Here is a 5,214-nt window from a genome sequence, read left to right on the forward strand (position 1 = left end):
GCCCATGGCCGGCAACCTCGCATAACCGTGCATTGCGTGGCTTCCGGCCATGGGCCGGCACTACCGGTATGCTATCGCCCATTCACATTTCGCCACGCCCATGAACGCCTTCCGCCGCACCCGTCTCACGCTGTCCGTTGCCCTGCTCGGCCTGCTGGCTGGCTGCGGTGGCGAAGCCGTTCGCCCGACCCCGCCGCCGGTGGCGACCACGGTGGTGCCGGCCAAGCCGGTGAAGATCGGCATCGCGCTTGGCGGCGGCGCGGCCAAGGGCTTCGCGCATATCGGCGTAATCAAGATGCTGGAAGCGAATGGCTTCGAACCGGTCGTGGTGTCCGGCACCAGCGCCGGCAGCGTGGTCGGCGCGCTGTATGCCAGCGGCATGGACGCGTTCCAGATGCAGTCCAAGGCCGTGGCCCTGGATGAGGCCAGCATCCGCGACGTGCGCCTGTTCTCCGGCGGCCTGGTGCAGGGCCAGAAGCTGCAGGATTACGTCAATGCGCAAGTGAACAACAAGCCGGCCGAAAAGCTGAAGAAGCCGTTCGCCGCCGTGGCCACCAACCTCGATACCGGCGACCGCGCGGTATTCGTGCGCGGCAACGTCGGCCAGGCCGTGCGCGCTTCGAGCAGCATCCCGGGTGTGTTCGAGCCGGTGAAGATCGGCAGCAACCTGTTCGTCGACGGCGGCGTGGTCAGCCCGGTGCCGGTGGATGCCGCGCGCCAGCTGGGCGCGGACTTCGTCATCGCCGTGGATATTTCCAGCAAGGCCAGCGGCAAGTCGCCGACCGGCATGCTGGGCATCGTCAACCAGTCCATCTCGATCATGGGCCAGCGCCTGGGCGAGCAGGAGCTGGCGCGCGCGGACATCATCATCCGCCCCAAGGTGCTGGACATCGGCGCAGCCGATTTCAGCCAGCGCGGCTACGCGATCCTGGAAGGCGAGAAGGCCGCCATGGCCGCGATGCCGCAGATCCGCGCCAAGATCCAGCAGCTGCAGAAGGCCCGCGCCGCTGCACTGGCCCCGCCACCGCCGCCGCCGAAGTGCGACGAGCCCTCGCGCGTGGGAAAACTGATGGGCCGAAAAGAGAAGTGCGCGTAGCGCCACGCCCTGCGTGGCTGCCGTCGCCTATTCGAGTTGCGACAATGGCAAGGCCCTGAAGTCCTTCACCGTGCGCAGCACGAAACTGGAATTCACGTCGGCCACGCCTGCGGCATTGAGCAGCTTGTCCAACAGGAAGCTGGAGAAATGCTCCAGGTCGCGCACATAGATGTGCAGCAGGTAATCCATGTCGCCGGTCAGCGCATGGCAGGCCACCACTTCATCCCAGTCCACCACGCTGTCGGCGAACACGCCGATGGCGTGCTGGTCGTGCTTTTCCAGCTGCACGCGCACGAAGGCCTGCAGCCCCAGCCCGATCCGGCGCGGTTCCAGCCGCGCGCCGTAGCCGGCGATGACCCCCTCGCTCTCCAGCCGCTGTACCCGCCGCAGGCAGGCTGACGGGGACAGGTTCACCCGCGCCGCCAGTTCGGCGTTGGTGGCGCGGCCATGTTGCTGGATCTCCGCCAGAAGACGCAGATCCGTGCGGTCGAACTGGGCATCTCCGGACATTGCTGCTCCGCAACATTGATTGGACGCAACGATATTGCGCCAGATCGGGAGATCCGTGCAACTTTGCAATCCTCTTGCGCGCGCCCTGCCCTAGCATCAAGGGGTCACTTCCCAGGAGCCCACCTCGATGGAAACCGCCACCGCCCCCCGCCGCGTCGAACACCAGCAGACCGACAAGGGCTACGTGCCGGTGTACACCACCGCCGTGGTGGAACAGCCGTGGGACAGCTACACCGCCGACGACCACGCCACCTGGAGCACGCTCTACCAGCGCCAGCGTGAGCTGCTGGTGGGCCGCGCCAGCAAGGAGTTCCTGCAGGCGCAGGACGAGATGGGCATGAACGCGCACATGATTCCGCGCTTCGACCAGCTCAACGAAGTGCTGGGCGCCGCCACCGGCTGGACCCTGGTCGGCGTGGAAGGCCTGCTGCCGGAACTGGATTTCTTCGACCACCTGGCCAACCGCCGTTTCCCGGTCACCTGGTGGATCCGGCGCCCGGACCAGATCGACTACATCGCCGAACCCGACATGTTCCACGACCTGTTCGGGCACGTGCCGCTGCTGATGAACCCGGTGTTCGCCGATTACATGGCCGCCTACGGCCGCGGTGGGGTCAAGGCGCACGCGATCGGCCCCGAAGCGCTGCAGCACCTCACCCGCCTGTACTGGTACACGGTGGAGTTCGGGCTGATCAACACGCCTGAAGGGCTGCGCATCTACGGCGCGGGCATCGTCTCTTCCAAGGGTGAATCGCTGTACTCGCTGGAATCGGCCGCGCCGAACCGGATCGGGTTCGACCTGGAGCGCATCATGCGCACCCGCTACCGCATCGACACCTTCCAGAAGACCTACTTCGTCATCGACAGCTACGAGCAGTTGATGGAAGCGACCGCGCCGGACTTCACCCCGATCTACGCCGCGCTGGAAACGCAGGAGCACCTGCCGGCCGGCGACGTGCAGGACGGCGACGGCGTGTACCAGAAGGGCACCGGCGAAGGCTGGGCGGAAGGCGGCGACGTTTGACCGTAGCGCCGGGCCCTGCCCGGCTGCTTTCAGCGAGGTCGCTGGGCCACGCGCAACGGTGGCTGGTTGAGTCGCCTGAGCACGGCGTGGGCGTGGTAAGTCCTGCCCCACTTCTTCTCGCTGCCCTTCGACAGGATGCCGGCTTCCTCCAGCGCATAGATGCCGGTAAGCGCTGACCGGTCAGACACCTCCAGCAGCGAAGCAACCTGTGACGCCGTGACCACCGGATGGCCCACCAGCAGCGCCGGAAGTCGACGCGCAACGGAATCACCGCGATAGCGGCTTACCTTCTCCGACCACTCCGCTACGAGCGATTGCATGTCCTCGGCTATGGCGATCGCATCGTTGGCCGACTCCACCACGGCCCTGGAGACCATGTCCATCCACGGTACCCAGTTGCCTTTGATCTGCACCTGGTTGAGCGCGTCGTAGTAGGTGTCCTTGCTGCGGAGCAATGCGCCGGACAGGTACAGCGGTGGATACCCTTCTGCCGCCAGTATCAGCGGCATCAGCAGCCGACCGGTGCGTCCATTGCCATCCTTGTACGGATGGATGGTTTCGAACTGGGCGTGTGCGATGGCGAGCTGCGCGAGGATGTTCAGTTCGAACTGTTCGTCTTCCGCCGCCTGGTACTGCAGCATCTGGCGTTCCAGTTCCTGCATCGCCTCGCCGATCCGATCCGGCGGCGAAGGAACGAAGCGTGCGTCTTCAGGACGTCCTCCCAACGGGCCGATGACGGCCTGTTCCTGCCGATAACTGCCCTTTGGGAAGTCCTCCGGTGTGTCCTGCATGAGCACTGCGTGCAGGTGGTTGACCAGCGCAAGGTCGATGGCGGATCTACCCCGCTCCCTCACTGCTTCCAGGCCGTCCTGCAGCGCCTGCACGTAGCGCTCGGTGACCACCACGTCGGCGGGCAGGCCGTCGAGGCCAAGTGTTGCTTCGTACACCAGCAACTGGTCCAGGTCGGTCTGGGTCCCTTCGATCTGGGAGCTCTGCACGGCTTCGCGTCGCGCCAAGGTGCGGGTGACCAGGTCAGGGGTCGGCCATTGCCGCATGGCCTGTTCCAGCCGGGCCAGGCCCGCGTTGGCGTCGACGAACAGCTGGCGGTTGCCCGACTGCCCTGGAGGCAGCCTGCGCGGGGTGGGCGGGGCTGTCATGGCCACCAGATTCGGCCGGCCTTCGACGGGCACCAGGTACTGGCGCAGCGGGACCGCTATGTCTTCCCGTCGCATGGAACCCTCCGAGGCCTGAACTTCAAAAGCACTGTACGCTTTTGAAGTTTAGCGCGCCATCCTTCAAAAACATCAGGGTCTTTTGAAGTTTACCTGACTAAACTTCAAAAGACTAAGAAGCTTTTGAAGGTTAACGTCGGTAGAGCCGGGCCCTGCCCGGCTGCGCTCTCACCGCGGATACGCCAGCAGCACCACCAGATCCTGCTCCCCGCGCTGCTGCAGCGCATGCAGGCTGCCCACCCGGGTCAGCAGGGCGTCGCCGGCCGCCACGTCGTACTGCTTGCCATCCAGCACGTAGCTGCCCTGCCCGCTGACGATGTAATAGATCTCGTCCTTGTGCTGCGGGTGCAGGCCGATGCCCGCGCCCTTGTGCAGCACGCGCTTGCGCAGCACGAACGGCAGGTCCTTGTCGTCGGCGAAGAACGGGTAGGCGGTGGTCGGCCCGGCGCCGCCATGCGGGCCCGGCTGCGAAATGCCGATATCGCGCTCGTGGACCACGCGCGAGGGCCTGGCCGGGTCGCTGCCCTGCCCTGCCGGCTGGCTTACGTCGCAATCGATGTCGCGCTTCAAGGCCGGTTTCAGCCCGGGCGTCAACGCCACCCAGTCGCGCAGCACCAGGCAGGCCACGGCGGTGGCGCCGGCGGTGCTGAAGTGGGTGCCGTCCGCCTTGTTCTGTTCGGGCACGAACATGAAGTAGGGCTTGGCGCCCTGCTCGCCCAGCGCGCGGATCCAGCGGGTGGAGCTGGCGTTGAGGTCGATCAGCGCCACCTGTTCGCGCGCGGCCAGCTGCTTCACCGCCTGGGTGTAGAGCCCGTGCGTGTCCAGCAGCGAACCGAAGTCGTACAGCAGCCTTGCCACGGGGGTGATCAGTACCGGCGTGGCGCGCTTGTCGCGGGCCAACTGCACATAGCGCATCAGGTACTGCGGGTAGGCGGTGTCCGGGTCGTCGTAGCGCGTGGGGTCTTCGAACTTGGCGTCGTTGTGGCCGAACTGGATCAGCAGCACGTCGCCCGGTTGGAGCTCGGCGGCGATGGCGTCGAGGCGCTTTTCCTCGATGAAACTGCGGGCACTGCGGCCGGCCTTGGCGTGATTGCGGACCTGCCAGACAGCGGGGTCCAGGTAGCTTGGCAGGGCCTGGCCCCAGCCCATCAGCGGCGCACGTTCGGGGCCGTAATCGGCGGCGGTGGAATCGCCGGCGATGAAGATGCGGTGCGGCGCCGCGTGCGCGGCGGTCGCAAGGAGAAGCAACGACAGCAACAACGAAGGACGCAGCATGTTCGTGCCCCGTAGCGCCGGGCCCTGCCCGGCGGTCGCATGATGTCAGGTTACGTGGGCCGGGCAGAGCCCGGCGC

The 5,214-nt window shown here is 66.3% G+C and carries 5 protein-coding genes; 2 read left to right on the forward strand and 3 right to left on the reverse strand.

All coding sequences use genetic code 11. The features are described 5' to 3' along the window. Nucleotides 1–100: 100 nt before the first annotated feature. Nucleotides 101–1,096: a patatin-like phospholipase family protein gene (locus QMX79_RS19865; protein WP_282248313.1), complete on the forward strand. Its 996-nt coding sequence runs from the start codon at nucleotides 101–103 to the stop codon at nucleotides 1,094–1,096. A 27-nt stretch (nucleotides 1,097–1,123) separates the two neighbouring features. Here the strand turns inward: QMX79_RS19865 and QMX79_RS19870 are convergent, their stop codons facing one another. Further along, complete coding sequence (locus tag QMX79_RS19870) at nucleotides 1,124–1,606, reverse strand: Lrp/AsnC family transcriptional regulator (RefSeq protein WP_068848115.1); 483 nt, start codon at nucleotides 1,604–1,606, stop codon at nucleotides 1,124–1,126. 127 nt (nucleotides 1,607–1,733) lie between these two features. Between QMX79_RS19870 and phhA the strand changes: the two genes are divergently transcribed. Further along, nucleotides 1,734–2,630 carry a phenylalanine 4-monooxygenase gene (gene phhA / locus QMX79_RS19875; protein ID WP_282248314.1) on the forward strand — a complete coding sequence of 299 codons (897 nt, stop codon included), beginning with the start codon at nucleotides 1,734–1,736 and terminating at the stop codon, nucleotides 2,628–2,630. 29 nt (nucleotides 2,631–2,659) lie between these two features. Here the strand turns inward: phhA and QMX79_RS19880 are convergent, their stop codons facing one another. Next, the gene (locus tag QMX79_RS19880) at nucleotides 2,660–3,862 is read right to left on the reverse strand and encodes a Fic/DOC family N-terminal domain-containing protein (RefSeq protein WP_282248315.1); all 1,203 of its coding nucleotides are present in this window, start codon (nucleotides 3,860–3,862) and stop codon (nucleotides 2,660–2,662) included. A 168-nt stretch (nucleotides 3,863–4,030) separates the two neighbouring features. Beyond that, on the reverse strand, nucleotides 4,031–5,137 hold the full coding sequence (locus QMX79_RS19885) for a GDSL-type esterase/lipase family protein (RefSeq protein WP_282248316.1): 1,107 nt from the start codon (nucleotides 5,135–5,137) through the stop codon (nucleotides 4,031–4,033). Nucleotides 5,138–5,214: the final 77 nt, after the last annotated feature.

The organism is Stenotrophomonas sp. PS02300, assembly GCF_029959395.1.
Taxonomy (GTDB): Bacteria; Pseudomonadota; Gammaproteobacteria; order Xanthomonadales; family Xanthomonadaceae; genus Stenotrophomonas; species Stenotrophomonas maltophilia_AD.